The sequence below is a fragment of the Paenibacillus sp. J22R232 genome, assembly GCF_056269165.1.
Map to the genome: position 1 here is coordinate 562,613 of NZ_JBWDNK010000004.1, position 20,153 is coordinate 582,765.

General features: G+C 48.5%; 9 protein-coding genes. 7 read left to right on the plus strand and 2 right to left on the minus strand.

The annotated features are described in order from the left end of the window. Positions 1–26 precede the first annotated feature (26 nt). Positions 27–1,484, plus strand: a complete 1,458-nt coding sequence (locus AC0YN3_RS16350; RefSeq protein ID WP_475776068.1) for a S41 family peptidase — start codon at positions 27–29, stop codon at positions 1,482–1,484. A 104-nt stretch (positions 1,485–1,588) separates the two neighbouring features. Further along, positions 1,589–2,884, plus strand: a complete 1,296-nt coding sequence (locus tag AC0YN3_RS16355; protein WP_475776069.1) for a serine protease — start codon at positions 1,589–1,591, stop codon at positions 2,882–2,884. 146 nt (positions 2,885–3,030) lie between these two features. On the opposite strand, the gene AC0YN3_RS16360 is transcribed toward AC0YN3_RS16355, so the two are convergent. Further along, the gene (locus AC0YN3_RS16360) at positions 3,031–10,002 is read right to left on the minus strand and encodes an SdrD B-like domain-containing protein (RefSeq protein ID WP_475776070.1); all 6,972 of its coding nucleotides are present in this window, start codon (positions 10,000–10,002) and stop codon (positions 3,031–3,033) included. Between the two features lie 543 nt (positions 10,003–10,545). Here AC0YN3_RS16360 and AC0YN3_RS16365 point away from each other — a divergent pair. The 4 genes from AC0YN3_RS16365 to AC0YN3_RS16380 all read left to right on the plus strand — a co-directional run bounded on the left by AC0YN3_RS16365 (position 10,546) and on the right by AC0YN3_RS16380 (position 17,655). After that, a complete protein-coding gene (locus AC0YN3_RS16365; protein ID WP_475776096.1) occupies positions 10,546–11,697 on the plus strand; it encodes a response regulator in 1,152 nt (383 codons plus the stop codon). 217 nt (positions 11,698–11,914) lie between these two features. Continuing rightward, positions 11,915–13,915, plus strand: coding sequence for an excinuclease ABC subunit UvrB (gene uvrB, locus AC0YN3_RS16370; protein WP_475776071.1), 2,001 nt, complete (start codon positions 11,915–11,917; stop codon positions 13,913–13,915). Between the two features lie 16 nt (positions 13,916–13,931). Then, positions 13,932–16,814 (plus strand): excinuclease ABC subunit UvrA, encoded by a 2,883-nt coding sequence (uvrA, locus tag AC0YN3_RS16375; protein ID WP_475776072.1) that lies wholly within the window; start codon positions 13,932–13,934, stop codon positions 16,812–16,814. Between the two features lie 625 nt (positions 16,815–17,439). Next, entirely contained in the window at positions 17,440–17,655 is a 216-nt protein-coding gene (locus AC0YN3_RS16380) for a hypothetical protein (protein WP_475776073.1), read from the plus strand. A gap of 63 nt (positions 17,656–17,718) precedes the next feature. On the opposite strand, the gene AC0YN3_RS16385 is transcribed toward AC0YN3_RS16380, so the two are convergent. Then, complete coding sequence (locus tag AC0YN3_RS16385; protein WP_475776074.1) at positions 17,719–18,687, minus strand: sugar phosphate isomerase/epimerase family protein; 969 nt, start codon at positions 18,685–18,687, stop codon at positions 17,719–17,721. Between the two features lie 308 nt (positions 18,688–18,995). Here AC0YN3_RS16385 and AC0YN3_RS16390 point away from each other — a divergent pair, with 308 nt between their 5' ends. Then, positions 18,996–20,111, plus strand: coding sequence for a S1C family serine protease (locus tag AC0YN3_RS16390; RefSeq protein WP_475776075.1), 1,116 nt, complete (start codon positions 18,996–18,998; stop codon positions 20,109–20,111). Positions 20,112–20,153 lie beyond the last annotated feature (42 nt).

The window sequence follows — 20,153 nt, forward strand, 5'->3', positions numbered from 1 at the left end:
GGAAGATGAGAAGGTGGTGTAGACAGGTGCATTTCAAAGGACGTACAGTATTCGCGTTCGTTATGCTGACGATGATTGCATCCGTGCTCGTGACGCTTACGATCGCGGACCAAATGATCAATCCAGATCAGCATTCGGCACCTGCCCTCACAGCGTCTGCGAGTGACGAGGGTGAGCAGTTCGGGCTGAATGAGGACGAGCTAACGAAGTTAAATGCGGTACTGGAATTAATCGAGACCAAATATTATCAAAAGGTTGACCGCCATGAGCTGCTAGACGGCGCGGTCAGCGGAATGATGTCTTCGCTTGATGATCCTTATTCCGTTTATATGGAGAAGGATGTCGCACAGCATTTCTCGGAATCGATCGAGGGATCGTTCACCGGCATTGGAGCGGAAGTCACGCTTGAGAATGGCAAAATCGTAGTCGTATCGCCGATTAAAGGATCCCCGGCGGAGCGCTCGGGATTGCTTGCGAAGGATGTACTGCTTTCGGTGAATGGCGCCAAGCTTGACGGTTTGAATCTGCAGGAAGCCGTCGCCAAAATTCGCGGTCCAAAAGGCACGAAAGCGAAGATTCAGGTGCAGCGGGCAGGCTTCTCCGACCCGATTCAGCTCGTGCTGATCCGTGACGACATTGATGTGGAAACGGTATATGGCAAGCTGCGGGAAGATGGGACAGGGGTCATCGAGATCCGGCAGTTTTCGCTGCATACGGCAGAGCGCTTCAAGCAGGAGCTTGCGAAGCTGGAGGAGCAAGGCATGAAGGGTCTCGTGCTGGATGTGCGCAACAATCCAGGCGGCGTGCTGCCCGTAGTAGTGGATATCGCCCAATCCTTTTTGGATAAAGGGGCTACGGTCGTCCAAGTAGAGGATCGGGAAGGCAAACGGGAGAAAACGTTGTCTAAAGGTGAGAGCAAATCGTACCCGATTGCCGTTCTTATGAATAACGGAAGCGCTAGTGCCTCGGAAATATTGGCTGGAGCTTTGCAAGAGAGTGCCGGAGCCAAGCTGGTTGGCGAAACGTCTTTCGGAAAAGGTACGGTACAGGTCAGCTATAACAAAGCGCTTGGTGACGGAAGCCTATTGAAGATGACCATTGCGAAATGGTTGACGCCAAAGGGCAATTGGATCCATGAAAGTGGAATCAAGCCGGATATTGCCGTAGAGCCCCCTGATTTGTATAAGGTAGCTAGGTTGGCGCTTGAAGAGACGCTGAAGCAGGATACCCTTGGGGAGCAAGTGCGCAGTGTGCAAATTATGCTGCATGGCCTTGGTTATGAACCGAAAAGGGAAGATGGTTATTTTGGACTAGAGACGGTTGAGGCCGTGAAAAAATTCCAGACGGAGCACAGCCTGCCGGCTACGGGACAAGTCGATAAGCTAACCGGCGAAGCGCTTGAAGCCGCGGTTATTAAATGGATTCAGGATGAGAAAAACGACACCCAGCTGCATGAAGCAATTAAAGCGGTAAGCAGGAAATAATCCGGATGTGTCGAATGAATAAGAGGTTGACTCTGTTTAACGGAGTCAGCCTTTTATTTTTTAGGAAAAGCGGGAAATGCGGAACGAGCGAAGGAGTGTTAGCTTTGGAAACGGCGAACGAGTTGCTGGAAATGCTCGGGAAAGCGGCTGTCCAATTAGTTGCGCAGCCATTTTATTATATTGCGGTATTGTTTATTATTTTACAGTTTACGAGGCAGATACGAATGGAGCGGCAATTGTTTGCGGTTAAACTGCATAATTGGCCCGGCTTGGTTTTGAAAGCGCTGCTCGCCGGCTTGGTTATAGGGGTAGGCGTATCTGTCGCGGGTGCCTTTGTCGGGGTAACCTTAACCGGAACGGCAGTCATATGGTTATGGGCAGTAGCGGCTATTTTAATGCTCATACGGATACGTTATTTATGCTTCGCGTATAGTGCAGGCGTGATTACCCTTGTACAGTGGGTTGTGGGCTTCACCTCATTGGCGGAGAGAGCAGACTGGCTCGGCTCAATGGCGGTTTCGCTGGCAAGCATTGACGCGGCTGGCCTGTTGGTATTAGTAGCGCTGCTGCATCTAGCCGAAGCGATACTCGTACGCTGGCAGGGTGACCGGCTGGCAACGCCCTTATTCCTGGAAGGAAAACGAGGCAAGCTTGTTGGCGGTTATATGCTTCAGGGCTTCTGGCCGGTACCGCTGCTGATGCTGGTACCTGCGAATATAAGTGGAGCGACCACGGCAGCACTGCCTTGGACGCCGCTCTTTGGAGCGGATTGGTCGCAGGGCTGGTCATTCGTTGCTTTGCCGATGATTATAGGGTTCACGGAAATGACCAGATCGTTGCTGCCTCGCGAGAAAGCGAAGCATGCGGCAAGAGGCTTGCTATTGTATAGCATCTGTTTGGCAGGCGCAGCTCTAATGGCATGGTGGCAGCCGATTCTGCTGCCGGTTGCTGCCGGGGCCTCGCTTCTGTTGCATGAAGCGATTATATGGAGAAGCCGGGTGAAGGAAGCGGCACAGTCCCCTTTATATGTGCATGATTCGCGGGGCTTGCGAATACTAGGCATCGTGCCAGGGACGCCGGCAGCGGCTATGGGACTCGCAACGGGCGAGATTCTGCACAAGGTTAATGGTGTGCGCGTGAAGACGAAGGAGGACCTGTACGAGGCTCTCGTACAGAACTCAGCGTTTTGCAAGCTGGAGGTGCTTAATTTGGATGGGGAAATTAAGTTTGCTCAGCGAGCGCGTTTCGCTGGTGAGCATCATCAGCTGGGGGTCATCCTTGCTCCGGATGAACAAGCTAACTATTATGCATCCGCCGGGCCTGCCTCCTTGGTCGAGCTGCTTCGCAGCTATCATGCATCGAATCGGCGAGGGGCTCACGCAAAGGAAGCGAAGCATTAGAGGCTGTAAAAGAAAACAGACTGCATACGGATGATAATCCGCATGCAGTCTGTTTTTTTGAAATATAGGAAAGTATATCATTTTCCAACTTTCTCTATATTTCTACGCGAACGTTAGCTTAGCCGCCAGAGGGCGGCTTCAGCCGTTTACGCTTGTGTTTTCTTACGTTTGAAACGAAGCGCTACTCCTAGAATAAGCAAGCTTAAGCCTAGAATTTGCATCATCAGATAGCTCTCTTCTCCCGTTTTAGGAAGGTTGGTGACCGGTGGCGTAGTACCCGTATCAATACCGCCTTGTGGAACCTCAACGTCGATTTCGAAGAAAATTTCTTCTTCATTGCCGTCTTTATCCTTCACGATAATAGAGAACTGATCCTTGCCCGTGTAGCCTGGATTCGGTGTATAAACCCAATTTCCTTTGTCGTCGACTTTAACCGTACCGTGCTCTGGCTTCTCGCCAATGCTAGGTTTGCTGTCTTTTGGAATGTCGACATTTCCTGCGATTGGTTTATCCTGCTCCGTCGTTTCATGCTCTACAGGTGGTTTTTCTTCACCTGGGGTAGTCGGCGGGTTGGTTGGATCTACCGGAACCTCAGGATCAGGGCCGCCTGGCGTTACAGGTGGAAGCACTGGTGGCAAAACGGGTGGAAGTACCGGCGGCGTTGGAGCCGTGTACAAGCCCAAATCGATCGTTAGATCTTCCCATCCGTTTGGCGCGCTTTGTCCAATGTTGATGATATCTGTGTAACCCTCTTGTGTTTTGTTGGAGTCCTCGGCAGCAGAGAAGCCATCTACTTCTGCTTGCGTAGGAATATATCCAGCAGGAACCATAAATTGGACATAATATTGCCCGTTTATAAGATGATCAAACAAATAGTAGCCAGGCTTGCCGTCAATGTCGTTGGCCGTTTTCGTTTGCTCAAGGAAGTTTTTATCCTTGTCGAAGAGCTTTACAATGACATCGTTAAAGCCTTTTTCAACTGCTTCGTCTTGCTTGCCGTTTGAGTTGCCGTCAAACCATACATAATTACCGATTTTGCCTTTGGCAATCAGCCCAAGGTCAATCGTGTGGTCAACCCATCCTTCGGCGTGTCCGATCGTGATGATGGATGTGATCCCGCTGGCATCAGTAGGGTTCGAATCAAGTGCCGAATCGGAGCCTGCACCGGCAGCGGTCTTTTCATAATCAATCGGATAGACGAACTGGACGAAATAGTTGCCTTCGCGTAGATTATCGAATAGATAGTAGCCAGGCTTGCCGTCTGGACCGGTTTTCGTTGTTGTTTCTTCATATGGTGTACCGGCTGCAGAGTCTTTGTACAGCTTGACTGTGATGCCGTTAATCCCTTGTGCAGCATTCTCGTTTTGAATGCCGTCACGGTTGCGGTCCAGCCATACATAGTTGCCGACTTCGCCTTTAGCGATCAGTCCCAAATCGATGCTTGCATCAATCCAACCAGCTGCTTCGCCAATTTCGATTTTTGCAGTAGTATGGGTGCCGTTCGTTCCATTAGAATCGATTCCGTCGTTGTCGCCGCTTTCCGCTACGGTCTTCTCATAGTCGGTTGGCAGAACGAACTGGACGTAATAGTCGCCTTCGAGCAGCTCTTTGAAGCTATAGTAGCCTGGTTTGCCGCTTGGATCGTTAGCTGTAGTCGTTTGTGCTACTGGAGTACCGGTTGCTGTACCTTTGTATAGCTTGACGACAACACCATTAATGCCATCTGAATCTTTCTCATTCTGAATGCCATCACGGTTGCGGTCATGCCATACATAATCGCCCAAGCTACCGATTCCGATAAGCCCTAAATCGATCGTCAGATCATTCCAGCCATTTGGTGCTGATGCGCCAATCTCGATGACTTGAGTGAAGCCATTCGTTGTCGGATTGGAGTCATCTGTCGTTGTTGTGCCAGACGCCGATGCTTTTGCAAGACCGAAGATGCTCGGCACTTCAAATTCGACATAATAATTCCCGCCGACGAGGTGCTCGAATAAATAATAACCAGGATCACCGGCAGCGTCATTTCCGGTTACGGTTTCTTCAAGCAGTACTTTGTTCTGATCGTATAGCTTGACTTTGATGCCATTGACGCCGTCTTTCTCTTCCTCGTCTTGCTTACCGTTGTTGTCGCGGTCTACCCATACATAGTTACCGATGCTGCCTTTGCCGACTAGTCCCAAATCAATCGTGTGATCAACCCAGCCAGGCGCTTCTCCGATAACAATTTGCTGCGTAACTCCGCTGTTGTTTGTTTCGTTAGAGTCTGTGCCTGAGCCAGGAACAGCACCTTCAACCGTTTTGCTGTAATCATTAGGAATAATGAATTGCACGAAATAGTTACCAGACAACAAGTGATCGAATAGATAGTAGCCAGGGTTTCCGCTGCCATCATTCGTTGTTGTCGTTGTAGCAATTGCCGTACCATTAGGGTTATCCTTGAACAGCTTCACGGTAATTCCGTTAATGCCATTCTTTTCAAGCTCGTTCTGTATTCCGTCACGGTTGCGATCCAGCCATACATAGTTGCCGATTTCACCGCGCGGGTACAATCCAAGGTCAATTGTTGGATCATCGGGAGCAAGTGCCGTAAGCACAATGTCTGCCGTTACGCCGGATGCGTCAATTGCATTGGAATCTGTGGCAGTCGTGTCTTGATTGGAATCAGTCACGTCATAATCGTTAGGTACGACAAACTGAACGTGATAAGTTGCAAAAGGTAAACCTTTGAACGAATAATGGCCAGCTTTTCCATCTTTGTCGCGAGTAAGCGTTGTAGCTATGACATGTTTGCCTGCATCCAGCAGTTTTACGGTAATGCCGTTAATGCCGTTCTCGCTTGCATCTTGAATGCCATCTTCGTTTAGATCAAACCACACGTAGTCGCCAATAGATCCTCGCGGATCGCCTGTGACCGGAATTTCATGCGTATCCGTTACAGGAGGCGTTTGCGCAGGGTCAGCTTTAACCGTATTCACGATGGAGGCACCGCTAACGTCAGCACTTGTTAATTGGTACGGATAAGTAATTTCAATCGACTTTCCTGCTTCCAATGAAGGAATGGAGGGAATGCCCGAAACCTTCGTGTCCGTAATGACGATGTTCGTCAATGTGCTGCTGCCTGTGTTCGTGATCGTTACGAGGTAATCGATCCAATCACCTTCATCAGCACTTGAAGCGGAAGTTCTGCTGCTCGTTTTGACTACTTTAACGCCTGCAGTAGGGATGCTTACCGTATCTTCAAGAGGATCCTCGGATTCATTGTAGTAAACGGTTGCCTTATTAACGAGATCGCTCAAATCGAAATCAGCTGATGTTACGGAATATGTGCCATCTAGCACAATTTTCTTGCCAGGAGCTAATTTCTTAATCACGATATAAGGCTCGGTTCCCGAATTGCTTACGCTTGAAATAAGATCAGGACGCGAATGCGCATTGCCGTTTATTGCAATAGAAGAACCGTCATACGTAAGCTTAGTGAAAGCAAAACCTGCTTGATTGCGATCAAGCGTGTCCTGTACTTTAATGTTGTGCAAAGTAACCGATGATGTGTTAGTAAATTCAATTTTGTATTGCACTTCATTGCCTGCAACGACGTAGCTATTGCTTGGCGCTTCTGTTGAAGAACCCTTAGCTACAGATGCAATCGTCTTGTCCAAAGAAGCTGACGGGAACGTTGGAACCCCAGGGCCTTCCTCTACTAGACCTAAATCGATTGTGAAGTTTTTAATTTTATTCGTGTCTAGAACATCGATAGTGATACTGTCTGTAAGATATGGCGTGTACGTACCGATAGGAGCAAGCTTAGTAACTTTATTTGAGTCGGTATCTTCCTCGTGTGCAGGATCTGCTCCCGGCGTATTTGCCGTTGTCGGGGAATATCTCTCCGGCAAAACAAACTCGACTTCATATTGACCGGTAGGAAGGCCTTGGAACAAATAGTAGCCGGGGCTTCCGTTTTGGTGATAGCCGGTAATCGTTTCTTTATACGGAGTGGCTGCTCCATCCTTATAAAGGTTCACTTTTATACCGTTTATCCCGGCGCCTTGCCCGCTGTCCCCAGGGTATTCTTCGTCCTGAATGCCGTTGCGATTGCTATCGAACCAGACAAAGTTCCCAATTTCGCCAAGCGGAACATGTTGGTTGGTAGGATGCACCAGGAATCCGACTTTGTTCGGTTCTGCCGGCAGCATCGTTCTGCCGCTAGCCGCGCTTGTTGCTTGAATCGCAAAGGAGTTCCATGCTACTTTTCCGGTTTCTGTTCCTACCGGGGCGTTCATGTCCCAGCCAAGAACAATATAGTCACCTGGAGCCATATCATTGCTGCCGTCACTGCCTTTGATATTCTTAATCTCAAAGTATAGCGATTGAATATCGGTTAGGTCGTCGCTAGTGAAGCTGGATTGATTGACCCAGCCGTTCTTGCTGCCGACTGCATTCGTAAAGTTTACGGTGGTGCTTTTGTCGGCCGATAGGCTGTAATAGACGTTAAGATCGTAGGTGACGGTTTTGCTTGGGCCGCCGCTCTCAGGGACATAAGTAAATGTTTTGCCGGTACCTGAGGTTGGGGTTGAAGCAAGGTTCGGACGCCATTCGGAACCACGAGCCGTGTTTCCGAGTACGGATTGGTCACCGATAAACGGAAGGATATCGATTGCGTCAACCTTGGATAAACGAGTATTTCCGCTGTTCTGTATAACCAGCTTGTAATCGGCAGAGCCGCCCTCATAAGTAGAACTGAATCTAGGGAATTCCGTATATTCAGAATCTCCCTCTACGCGGTCAAAAGGCGTGAATGAAATGGCTGGCTCCCCGCTATAGCCGCCAGAGTTAGCGACGTCGAATACAGGTGCGAGATCTCCTTTGTTCCATTTCGCTGATTTGACGACTGCTGCCAAACTGACGACTACCGGTGCGCTTGCATTGACATAATAGCGCTCATCAGGGTCAGCAGGATTAATGACAAATCCAAGAGATGTTCCTGAGCGTCCAGGATTGTTGGCAGCCCAGCCCGGGAAGTCGGTAGGAGCAAATGGATTGCTATTCTGATCATGCCAGAACTGTGTAGTCGGGTTAGTTGGAGCTGCGTAAAGATTGTTGACGTAATTAACCGATCCGCCTGTCGCTAGAGCGCCTGCGCGGATTTGACCACTGTAGGTAATGGTTAGCTGGGTACCTGGGTCAAGAGAAATGCCGGCAGGCCATGACCATTTGGCAAGTGTCTTGCCATTCACCTCAGGCAGGATTTCTAATTTCGGAGGTACTGCGCCAGCGGGCAAGCCGGTAATCGTGAACGATGCGGCTAGTGCTGTCGGTACATCAATCTGTTTCGGATTGGTATAGTAATTAAAATCCTGAGGCAGAAGGTCAAAAATGACAGGATCTACCCATGGACCGGTCGCGTCTACCTTATTGCTCACTTTAATCGTAAATGGAACGATACTAAGTGGGCCGTAAAATGCGCCTCCGGGCTGATTGTCCTTCGAAGCGGTAAGCCAAGGCTTAGGCTCATTAATCAGGAAGGTCGATGCTGCTTTTCCAGGTGTTTTGGCATCATAAGCCCAGTTGCCAGGTGATACCTCCGTCAAAGCATCATAAGTAACGACAGCACAGTTTTTGATGGTATCTCCTTGCTCGACATTAGGGTCTGCGTTCGGAGTTACCGTACCGCAAGCTGCGTTCTCGCTTGATCTGGCGCCAGTCGCCGTGTTTGAAACCGATCCTTTGATTTCAATGCCACCGATGGTTTGATTGATAGGCAGCGCTGCGAAGGTCCAAGATAAACTGACTAATGAGTCGCCTGCAGGCACAATAATATTGCCCGAAGGACCAATTGACAGCGTACTGCCTGTTGATGCTTTCTCTATTGCATTGCCGTTGGCGTTTGGAGTGAAAGATTGCACTCCGCCATTTTTTAATACGTAAGAGAAGGAGGTCCAAGAACGGTTAGGCATTTTCAATTGCGTGTACGTAAGCTCAGTCGGGAGCGTGTCGGTCAGAACCAAATTGCGCAGCTCTGAATTCACGCCTGTAGTTGTGTTCGTAATGCCGCCAATGGTATAGGTTTGTTCTTGTCCGTGCCAACGGTATTGGTAAGTACGGTTTTTGCTGATCGCGCCTCCACCGGATACTGGCGGCCCGAATTTGGTAATAACCTCTGCATCTTCAAGGGTTACTTCTGTTTCGGTAGGTCCTTCTATGGTGTAACCATCAGCTATCTCTACACGGTTTGTTTGGTTAATGGGCCCGGACCAGCCGAGGTCATCCGGAAATTTGAGCGTAACGCGAGCCTCGAAAGATTGCCCGGATGCCAGATCGAAATTGGACCATGTAATGGTACGAGCGTTCGTATCGATTACGGGAGCAACATTAGGGCCTGCTGTATGTTGAATATCTGCAAGCGTCACGGTTGCGTTTGTCGGGTAAGTATCTACCAGGGTGATGCCTTTAAGCGCGCCGGCAGGAAGCGTATTGCTTTTTTGAACCGATTTAATGCCCACTTTATAGCTAATTGCTCCGCCCACGTTGAGGACTGTGCCCGTAAACCCGGAATCTTGGGTTTTGAAGGCTGCCCATTTGTCATATGTAGATTGCGTGGGAGTCGGCGTTGCTGTTGGTGGAGCGGTAGGAGTTGGCGTGGGATCTGCAGCAATGCTTACATTAACGCTGCTTGAGCTCACGTTTCCGTTAGAGAGTTCCGTTGCGGTTGCCGTGTTTGTCTTGGTAACAAGGGAGTTGGTGTATGTGTTGCCTACCTTGACCTTGATTTCTATTTCCAGTGATTCTCCGGGATTGAGTTGACGGTTAATACTAACAGTATTTCCGCTTGCCCCAGCTCCTGTTACTCCTTGAATGTTAAAGGGAGCGGGAACAACGTCCTCGATCTTTAAATCTTTTGCCAAGGCTACAGTGCTGGCAAGCGCTACGTTAATGAAGTAACTGAATTCATCATTCACGCTTACGTTTGTCTTGTCCGCGGTTTTTATGATCGTAAGTCCATCGATTGGCGTACTCGCCTTTACTGGAGCCGCTAAGGGCAGCAGCGCTGTTTGCAACAGCAAGGCGAACAGAATGACCAAGGGGAGAGTACGACCTTTCCGCATGTTCTGAAATAGCATGGTTCTTTCTTCCTTCCTTTCGATCTGTTTTTACTTTTGCATGTGGCAGTATGACGCATCATTCCAGGTAAACGAGAATTAGCCGGATCAGCCTCCTTCTTGAAGTCAGCCTGCTTGCTCTGAAGATGGAAGCCGATGAAGTAATAGGCAGGTGCTTGGAAAATGTCAGGATCATTGTAGCTGGTTCACTAATCGGCAAGGAAATTAATGCCTGATAGGATAAACACGCACGCTCACCTGTGCTGACGAATTTAGCAAGCTGCTCGAATCCTGGGGAATAATGTTGCCACGAAAAGAATAATGTTGAACAACGAAAGTCCTGTAACGTCATTATTCGTCAAGTCACGACTTTATTCGCATCATGATTACTATACAGATGTCATCTGTACATTTTCTGAACAATATAGTTCGTTTGGCATATTTTCGTGTGATTTACGTAAATGATTGTTTGAAATATGCCGATATTAGAATGGGTAGAAATAAAAAGTTCTAGTTCTACATGTGACATGTTCCAAATTAGTTATGGGAGTGAAGCAATTGAAGGTGCTTTTAATAGATGATGAAAGACTGGCGCTCGTCCAGTTGGAACGGATGCTTAGCCAGGCGGCTGAACTGACTGCAATCGATACATTTCAGAACCCGCTGCATGCTGTAGAGCAAGCCGAGGTGCTGCAGCCTGATGTTGTATTCCTAGATATCCATATGCCGGAAATATCAGGCCTTCAAGCAGCGGAGCTTATCCAGCAGGCCTGCCCAGACGCAGATATCGTATTTGTAACCGCGCATGATGAATATGCGATTAGTGCTTTCGAACTAAATGCCGTAGATTATGTGCTCAAGCCCTTGCAGAAATCACGTATCCAGAAGACGGTTGAGCGTTTAGTAAGGCGGAGGGCGGGACGAATAAAGTCGTATCAGGACATCGATCAGCCACAGATGGTTTATTGCTTCAAAACGCTGCGATTCCAATCACATGGGCTAGTTCCAGAGATACCTAAATGGCGAACGTCAAAGGCGCAGGAGCTGTTTCTGTATTTGCTGCACCACCGTAAGCAGCTTGTCCATAAATCAACGCTGCTGGAGCTGTTTTTTCCCGAGATGGAATTGAAGCGCGCCATGACGCAGCTCTATACGGCGATCTATCAAATCAGGCAATGTTTGCAGAAAATGGGGATGGAGCTGGCCATTCAGAACTCTAGCATTCAGGAGGGCTATATTCTCGACATGGGGCAAGTCGTTTTGGATACGGAAAAGTGGGAACAGGACCTTGCAAAACAAGATCTTCCGGCAGGGCAGAATAAAGATAGGCTTTTGCAGCTTCTTGACGATTATGAAGGCGATTATATGCAGGATTATGGGTATATATGGGCCGAAAATGAGAGAGAACGGCTTCGTCAGCTGTGGCTGAGCCGCGCAAGGGGGCTTGCTCAAAGCCTACTGCAGAACGAGGAAAGCCGTCCAACTGCGCTTCGCCTTTTTGAAAGGATCCAGGAAGCTGATCCATATAATGAGTCGGAAGGCTTGATTGTTATGAAGCTTTACGATGAACTAGGCTTATATGACAAGGTTTCAGCTCATTATGAGCAGTTAATGCTAACGATGGAAAATGAACTGGGTTTGCCCGTTGCAGAGCCGCTGAGCGCTTGGTACAAGCACTGGCAGAGCATAAGGCTTGGAAAAGAGCACATCACTTGAGAAAGCATTCGCTTATTAAAATACGACAGCTGAGACCGGATTCGGACTTTGATGCGCGTATTTTTTTTGTATGTGGCACATTGCGTCGTTTAAAAGATAACGGTATAATAAACGGGAACAAACATTCTTATTTTCTATAGGCGAATGAAAACAATTTCACATAATTGACCATACTGATAAAACAATAGCATGACGAATGACAGAGTGGGGGTTTGGAATGAGCGAACTTGCAAAAGAAGCAAAGCTGTTTGAGCTGAAATCGGATTATACGCCGCAGGGTGACCAGCCTAAAGCGATCGAGCAGCTGTTAGAAGGGATCAAAGCCGGTAAGCGGCATCAGACGCTGCTTGGCGCAACGGGTACGGGCAAGACATATACCATTGCGAACATGGTCGAGAAGCTGAACCGGCCTACGCTGGTCATTGCACACAATAAGACGCTTGCAGCCCAGCTATGCAGCGAGTTCAAGAGCTTCTTCCCGGACAATGCGGTGGAGTATTTCGTAAGCTATTACGATTATTATCAGCCTGAAGCTTATATTCCTTCTTCCGATACCTTTATTGAGAAGGATTCAAGCATTAACGACGAGATTGATAAGCTGCGGCACTCCGCGACCAGCGCCTTGTTCGAGCGTCGGGACGTTATAATCGTAGCGAGCGTATCCTGCATCTACGGTCTCGGATCACCAACTGAATACGGCGGGCTAGTGTTCTCGCTCCGGGTTGGAATGGAGAAATCCCGTGATGCGATCCTTCATAGATTGGTAGACATTCAATACCAGCGCAATGACATTAGCTTTACAAGGGGGACGTTCCGCGTTCGCGGCGATATTGTCGAGATATTCCCTGTCGCGAATAATGAGAGGGCTATTCGGGTAGAGCTGTTCGGGGATGAGATTGAACGTATCTCGGAAATTGACGTGCTTACAGGCGAAATTATCGGGGAACGCGAACATATCGCGATCTTTCCAGCATCTCACTTCGTTACGCAGGAGGAGACGATGAAGGTCGCGCTCGTGAACATCGAACGAGAGCTCGAGGAGCGCCTTGCCGAGCTGCGCGAGGCAGGAAAACTGCTGGAGGCACAAAGATTGGAGCAGCGGACGAGATATGATCTGGAAATGATGGCGGAGATGGGTTTTTGCTCAGGCATCGAGAACTATTCCGGACCGTTGACCTTTAGGGAGCGCGGTGCTACGCCATATACGCTGCTCGACTATTTCCCGGATGACATGGTCATCGTGATTGACGAGTCGCATGTATCGCTTCCGCAAATTCGCGCCATGTACAATGGTGACCGCGCGCGCAAGGAAATGCTCGTTAATCATGGCTTTAGGCTTCCATCGGCGATGGATAACCGTCCTCTTCGCTTTGAAGAGTTCGAGGCCAAAGCGAAGCAGCTCGTGTACGTATCTGCGACGCCGGGACCATATGAAATTGAACATACTGACAAAATGATTGAACAAATCATTCGACCTACGGGCCTTATTGATCCAATCATAGACGTTCGTCCTACGAAAGGACAAATCGATGATCTCCTGAACGAAATCCGCGATCGGATTTCAAAGGATGAACGGGTTCTGGTTACAACGCTAACGAAGAAGATGTCAGAGGATTTAACCGATTATATGAAGGAAATAGGCATAAAGGTCAGATATCTCCATTCCGATATCAAGACGCTGGAGCGGCTTGCTATATTGCGGGATCTCCGGCTTGGCGTTTTTCATGTCCTTATCGGAATCAACCTCCTTCGCGAAGGCTTGGATTTGCCTGAGGTATCCTTGGTTACGATTCTGGATGCGGACAAGGAAGGTTTTCTCCGTTCAGATCGCGCGCTTATCCAAACGATTGGACGCGCGGCACGGAACAGCGAGGGCCGCGTAATCATGTACGGCGACAAAATCACGGATTCCATGGATCGGGCGATCAAAGAAACCGACCGTAGGCGTACCATCCAACTGGCGTACAACGAGAAACACGGCGTTACGCCGCAAACGATTCGTAAAAAAGTGCATGACGTCATCGAGGCAACGAAGGTAGCGGAGCAGAAGGCGGATTACTTAACCGGAGCCGGAGCGGGCAAGATGAATAAGAAGGAACGTCTGGCGCTTCTTCAAAGGCTGGAAGCGGAAATGAAGGATGCTGCGAAAAATCTGCAGTTTGAGAGAGCTGCCGAATTGCGGGATGCGCTGCTTGAGCTGCGTGCCGAGATGGGCTAAGTAGGAGGAGAAACGATTGGCTAGCGATAAAATAGTAATCAAGGGCGCACGCGCCCACAATTTAAAAAACATCGACGTCACCATTCCGCGCGATAAATTCGTTGTACTGACGGGGTTAAGCGGGTCAGGCAAGTCATCGCTTGCATTTGATACGATTTATGCGGAAGGACAGCGTCGCTATGTAGAGTCCTTATCTGCCTATGCGCGCCAATTTTTGGGTCAGATGGAGAAGCCAGACGTGGATTCTATTGAGGGATTGTCGCCAGCCATCTCCATTGATCAGAAAACGACAAGTCGCAACCCGCGCTCTACGGTAGGTACGGTAACCGAGATTTACGATTATTTAAGACTCCTTTTTGCAAGGGTGGGCAAACCTCATTGTCCGGATCACGGCATTGAAATCACTTCACAAACGGTTGAGCAAATGGTTGATCGGATTATGGAGTATCCCGAGAAGACGAAGCTGCAGATTCTGGCGCCATTGATTTCCGGCCGCAAAGGCGAGCATACGAAGCTGTTGGCGGACATACAGAAGCAAGGCTTCGTCCGGATACGCGTGAACGGAGAGCTGCGCGAGCTTAGCGAGAACATTGAATTGGAGAAAAACAAAAAGCACAGCATCGAAGTCGTAGTGGATCGTATCGTCGTGAAATCGGATGTTCAGACGAGGCTGGCTGATTCGCTAGAGACAGCGCTGAAGCTGTCTGAAGGACGCGTGCTAGTCGACATTATGGATCAAGAGGAGCTTCTCTTTAGCTCTAACCTTGCATGTCCAGAGTGCGGTTTCAGCATTGAAGAGCTTGAGCCGCGGATGTTCTCGTTCAACAGTCCGTACGGGGCATGCCCCGAATGCGATGGCTTAGGTGTCAAAATGATCGTCGATCCTGATTTGCTGGTGCCGGATATGAGCAAATCCATTGAGGAGGCGGCTTTCCTTGCGTGGGCAGGCAGTACCTCGAATTATTATCCGCAGTTTTTAAGCGCCGTTTGCGTCCACTATGGCATTCGTCAGGATGTGCCGGTTTCGGAGCTTGAGCCCGAACAAATGAAAAAGCTGTTATACGGTACGGGCGGCGAACGCGTTCGCTTCCTTTATGAGAACGACTTTGGCCATCGGAAGGAAGCCTTTGTTCCATTCGAAGGCATCGTCCATAACCTGGAGCGTCGCTATAGAGATACCGCATCTGATATGATGCGTGAGCATATCGAGAACTATATGAGCGCTAAGCCATGTGCAAGCTGCAAGGGACAGCGGCTGCGCAAGGAAAGCTTGGCCGTCACGATTCAGTCGCATCATATTTCCCAGGTTACTTCGTTCTCGATCGGAGATGCGCAGCGCTACTTTGATTCCTTGAAGCTTACGCAGAAGGAGCTCACGATCGCAAGCTTGATTCTCAAAGAAATTAACAGCCGTTTGGGTTTTCTTGTGAATGTGGGTCTTGAGTATTTGTCGCTTAGCCGCGCAGCGGGAACGCTGTCAGGTGGCGAAGCGCAGCGGATTAGGCTGGCGACACAAATTGGGTCCAGTTTAATGGGCGTGCTCTATATATTGGATGAACCAAGCATTGGGCTGCATCAGCGTGACAATGATCGATTGATCGAGACGCTTGAGCATATGCGTGATCTAGGGAACACTTTGATTGTGGTTGAGCATGACGAGGATACGATGCTTGCTGCCGACTATATCATTGACGTTGGCCCGGGTGCCGGCATACATGGCGGTATGATCATTGCTGAAGGCACGCCAGAAGAAGTAATGGCGAATGAGCATTCGTTGACTGGACAATATTTAAGCGGACGCAAGTTCATCGAAGTACCATCGGACCGCCGTAAGACGAATGAGAAGTGGCTAGAGGTTCGCGGCGCGAAGGAAAATAACCTACGGAACGTTAATGTGAAAATTCCGCTTGGGGTGTTCACTGCGGTAACGGGCGTTTCCGGCTCAGGAAAATCGACTTTCGTGAATGAAATTTTGTACAAAACGCTTGCGCGCGACCTTAATAGAGCGAAGACACGTCCTGGGCAGTACAAAGAGCTTCGAGGGATTGAGCATTTGGAGAAGGTTATCGACATTGACCAGTCACCAATAGGCAGAACGCCAAGATCAAACCCGGCCACGTATACGGGGGTATTTGACGATATTCGCGACCTATACGCAAGCACAACGGAATCCAAGGTTCGCGGCTACAAGAAGGGCAGATTCAGCTTTAACGTTAAAGGCGGACGCTGTGAGGCTTGTCGCGGTGACGGCATTATCAAAATCGAGATGCATTTCCTTCCGGATGTATATGTTCCTTGCGAAATTTGCAAAGGCAAGCGATATAATCGCGAGACGCTCGAAGTGAAATACAAGGGCAAAAACGTTGCTGAAGTGCTAGATATGACTATCGAGGATGCGTGCACCTTCTTTGAAAATATCCCGCGAATACTCCGGAAGGTGCAGACTTTGCTGGATGTTGGGCTTGGGTATATGAAGCTAGGGCAGCCTGGAACGACTTTATCCGGAGGAGAAGCACAGCGCGTGAAGCTGGCTGCCGAGCTTTATCGTCGCTCGACCGGCAAAACGCTCTATATTTTGGATGAGCCGACAACGGGCTTGCATGTCCATGATATCGACAGACTATTGAATGTCCTGCATCGCTTAGTGGATTCTGGCGAATCCGTGCTTGTCATCGAACATAATTTGGATGTCATTAAGACTGCTGATTATCTCATTGATCTTGGACCAGAGGGCGGCAGCGGCGGCGGCATGATCGTTGCTACCGGAACGCCTGAGCAGGTTATCAAGGTAGATCAATCTTATACAGGAAAGTATTTGAAACCGATTCTAGAGCGGGATCGTGCGCGTACCGTCGCTTTGCATAAGGAGAAACAGCAGGTTGCTGCCGCGGCAGAGTAATCACGAACAGGAAAGCAGGCTGAGGATTCAGCCTGCTTCTCTATTTATTGGGGTACTCGTTACTTTACTAGATGCGTTGAGATGCTTAGTGACCCTCGAATTGTGCAAACAAGGAATGTTTAAAGCCATTAAGCGGAACAGGGCTACCTTGAGCGAAGCGGTTTATAGAAAAGCAATCGGATATCGGTGATCATGGTGTAACTGTCTTAAAAGCGATTGCGGTCCATAAAGACTTATCCATTGCTGTTCAGTAGTCTGTATGCTAAATCTTCGCTTCTGTTACAGTTTTAAATAAGTTGTTTATATGCAATATTAAAAGGATGGATAATAAATCATGATCTTTATTTATAAAGACAATTTGATTTATTCCATCATTTTCGAAAGTTTAAAATAAATAAAAATCAACTTCTTTCATGCGTGCAGGAAAGTGTGCTTTTTTGCATAAGATCCTGCTAGGTTGCTGATATGATGCCGTTATAGATTTTCAAATAATTGGACAATTTAAAATAGCAGCAAAATAAACGTGACAAACTTGTTACGATTCCCGATTCAGGCTTGCGTCGGAAGCCACAAAAAGCTAACATATAATAAAATAGGTTACGTGCGAGAAAAAGGAGGTCCCTTCATGTTTTTAGCAGAAGAAGCAGCTAAAGCTGCAAGCAAAATCGGTACTTTTGACTGGTTTATGCTTGCCTTTACGGTATTGATCGCAATCGGATTCGTTCGGCTGTTGATGGCTCGTCCGAAGAAAAACATTTTCGCGATCGGCTTCACGGCCGTATCACTAGGCTTGTTCTTGTTGATCGACGTTATTATGATCACGCAAGTTTGGATGGCGTAGCAACTCACATAGAAAAGGTCTGCCGGACAAGTCTGGCAGACCTTTTTCTATGTTTTTAAAAAATTAAACCCACCACATCTCGCCAAGCGGCTCGCGGATTAGGATTTGTTGCAGATTTTGTACCGCTTTCGTGAAGCCTTCGTCTACTGACATTAGGCCATCCTCATGCTCGATGCTGACCACATAGTCATATCCGACAAGGCGAAGCGCGCTAAGAATATCCGACCATACTTTCAGATCATGTCCGTAACCAACCGTACGGAATTGCCAAGCGCGATCCAGCATGAGAGCGTAGGATTGCATATCGGTAACACCATGGTGGTTAACGTTAATCGGATCAATCGTTGTATCCTTGGCGTGGAAGTGATGGATCGCTCCTGCGCGTCCAAGTATATGAACAGCTTGTACAGGATCGATTCCTTGCCACCACATATGGCTAGGGTCAAGGTTAGCGCCAATTGCGTTTCCAGCAGCCTCGCGAAGGCGGAGCAGCGTAGCCGGGCTATGTACGGAGAATCCGCCGTGCAGCTCAAGACCGATTTTTACGCCGCCAGCTGTTGCAAGCTTAGCGATCTCAGACCAATATGGAATAACTTTTGCTTCCCATTGCCATTTCAAAATATCTTGGAAATCGTTGGGCCATGGCGCGACCGGCCAGTTCGGGTATTTTGCATCCTCGTGGTCGCCTGGGCAGCCAGAGAATGTATTGACAACAGCAACTTCAAGACGGTTGGCAAGCTCGATTGTTTTGCGGATAACCTCGTCATGCTCCGTTGAAATCGCTTTTTGGGGGTGAAGCGGATTTGCGTGGCAGCTAAGCGCGCTTATCATCAATCCGCGTGATTCTACTGCCTGTTTAAACGCTTTCAGTTTTCCCTCGTCAGCCAGCAATCCGTCAAGATCGCAGTGCGCATCGCCAGGGTATCCGCCTGTTCCGATTTCAATGGCGTCAAGCCCCTTGGAGGCGATATAGTCGAGTGCTTCCTCGAATGGTTTTTGTGCAAAAAGAACACTAAATACTCCTAATTTCATTTGTTCCTTTACCTCCCGAATCCATTGAATGGATTGATTTAGTAGTCCCACATAGTATACCACTTCTGTAATCAGAACACATAATCCAAATGACATTTGACACAATCGCATAATAACAAAGCAAATCTAGCATAATGGAGAACTAGGCTTACAAATACATAATGCTTTTGAACTATATAATTGCGTGAATTCCGTTGTTAATAATGGGAATATATGCTATATTAAACCCCGATTACTATAATTGGAATCGGAGCTTGTTGCCATCCAGTTTCATAGAGTTAGAGAGAGATTTAGAGGAGAGTGGAGGCATGAAGAACAGGATGCTCCGCATGTGCAGCATTATCGCACTAGGGGCAATCATCACTGCAGGAACGGCGTGGGCAGCTGGGACGACCAGTGCAGGAACCTACATCATGAATGCAAAAAAAATGAATGGTGAGGTATACGTCAAAGCAAGCTCTCTCACCACCACATTGGGCGGGACGGGGACCTTTGATTCCAAGTCCAGCACGTACGCCTATACACCGGTCGATATTCCGTCGGTCATTAAGAAAGTTTCTCCAGCAGTTGTCGCCATTATAGGCAAGCCAAAAGACGTTGGTTCGGCTGATCCTCGCTACGCATTAGCCCATGGAACGGGCGTGATCATCCGTGCAGATGGCTGGATCGTTACGAATGCGCATGTCGTGGAAGACATGACTAACTTAGTCGTGGTTACGTCAGACGGCAAAAAGTACGACGCTGTTCGCACGCATCATGACGAAGCAAGCGATCTCGCATTAGTCAAAATCAAAGCAACGAAGCTGCCCATAGCGAAGCTCGCACCATCGCCGCTGAAGGTGCAGGTTGGCGAGACGGTTGTAGCAATCGGCACACCGGTCTCGTTCTCGCTCCGAAATACAGCTACGAGCGGGATACTGAGTGGCATGAATCGCAGCATATCCTCTGCTTACAATTTACTTCAGACTGACGCGGCAATAAATCCTGGTAACAGCGGCGGGCCGCTCGTGAATATGAAGGGGGAAGTTATTGGCATCAATTCTCTGAAATTTGTAGAGATTGGTGTTGATAATCTCGGTTTCTCCATTCCGGCAGATACGGTACAGTATGTGACGAATCATTTTTTCAAATACGGCCATGTCAAAAGAGCGTCGCTAGGCCTGGATCTGGAACAAAGCTGGTCGGCACTCATTGGTATACCTACGTCAGACCCGTTGACGGTCAAAACGGTTACGTCGCCTTCTGCACAAAAGCTGGGCATTAAAAACGGCGATTTGTTATATAAAGTAGCGGGCAAACAAGTTTCTGCAATCGTGGAGCTTAACGAAATATTGAAGAGTTATCTTCCAGGACAGCAGGTTGAGGTTATGCTGCAAATCGACGGAGATCTTGTTACGCGAAAGCTTACTTTAGTTGAAGGTTAGAGAAATACATGAGCAAGAATGGATATAAGCAAGTATTCGAAC

What these genes read in the sequence shown, in the direction of transcription:
- AC0YN3_RS16360 (WP_475776070.1), bottom strand. Translation starts at nt 10,002, where the DNA reads ATGCTATTTCAGAACATGCGGAAAGGTCGTACTCTCCCCTTGGTCATT.
- uvrB (WP_475776071.1), top strand. Translation starts at nt 11,915, where the DNA reads ATGAGCGAACTTGCAAAAGAAGCAAAGCTGTTTGAGCTGAAATCGGAT.
- AC0YN3_RS16380 (WP_475776073.1), top strand. Translation starts at nt 17,440, where the DNA reads ATGTTTTTAGCAGAAGAAGCAGCTAAAGCTGCAAGCAAAATCGGTACT.
- AC0YN3_RS16385 (WP_475776074.1), bottom strand. Translation starts at nt 18,687, where the DNA reads ATGAAATTAGGAGTATTTAGTGTTCTTTTTGCACAAAAACCATTCGAG.
- AC0YN3_RS16390 (WP_475776075.1), top strand. Translation starts at nt 18,996, where the DNA reads ATGAAGAACAGGATGCTCCGCATGTGCAGCATTATCGCACTAGGGGCA.